The organism is Azospirillum himalayense, assembly GCF_042657465.1.
Classification (GTDB): domain Bacteria; phylum Pseudomonadota; class Alphaproteobacteria; order Azospirillales; family Azospirillaceae; genus Azospirillum; species Azospirillum himalayense.
In genome coordinates this window covers 1-578 of the sequence record NZ_JBHSLC010000103.1, presented here as the reverse complement: position 1 = coordinate 578, position 578 = coordinate 1, and the positions used below count along the sequence as shown (strand labels likewise).

1 protein-coding gene is annotated in these 578 nt (G+C 70.2%); it reads right to left on the bottom strand.

Features of this window, described 5'->3' with window-relative positions:
• Positions 1-578: FG-GAP repeat domain-containing protein (locus ACFPMG_RS28060; RefSeq protein ID WP_376998485.1), on the bottom strand; the 578-nt coding region annotated here is incomplete at both ends.

Below are 578 nucleotides of genomic sequence, written 5' to 3'. Positions count from 1 at the left end.
GGCGTTGGCGATGATGCGCGGCTCGATGCCGATGGCGCCGTTCTGGTCGAAGGAGCGCCAGGCGGCGATGGTGTCGTCGTTGCTGTTGCGCCACAGCACGTCGTCGCGGCCGTCGCCGTCGTAATCGCCGGTGCCCTCCATGGTCCATTCGTTGGGGATGGCGTCGAGCACCCGGTAGTTGCTGACCTGGAACCCGTCCATCTGCCACAGCCCGACCTGCTGGGTCGTCTTGTTGCGCCACACCAGGTCGGTCTTGCCGTCGCCGTCGAGGTCGCCGAGCGCGCCGATCTGCCAGTCCGCCCCGCCCTGCACCGAGGTCAGCCCGGCCCGGACCAGCGTGGTGCCGTCCATCTCCCACAGCCCGGTCTCGCTGGTCGCCGTGTTGCGCCACAGGATGTCGGCCTTGCCGTCGCCGGTGAAGTCGCCGGCCCCGACCGCCACCCACTCCGCCGGGATGGCGCCAAAGGCGGTGGCGCTCTTCAGCGTGGCGCCGTCCATCTCCCACAGGCCGACCGCGGTGGTCTGGGTGTTGCGCCACAGGATGTCGGTCTTGCCGTCGCCGGTGAAGTCGCCGGTGG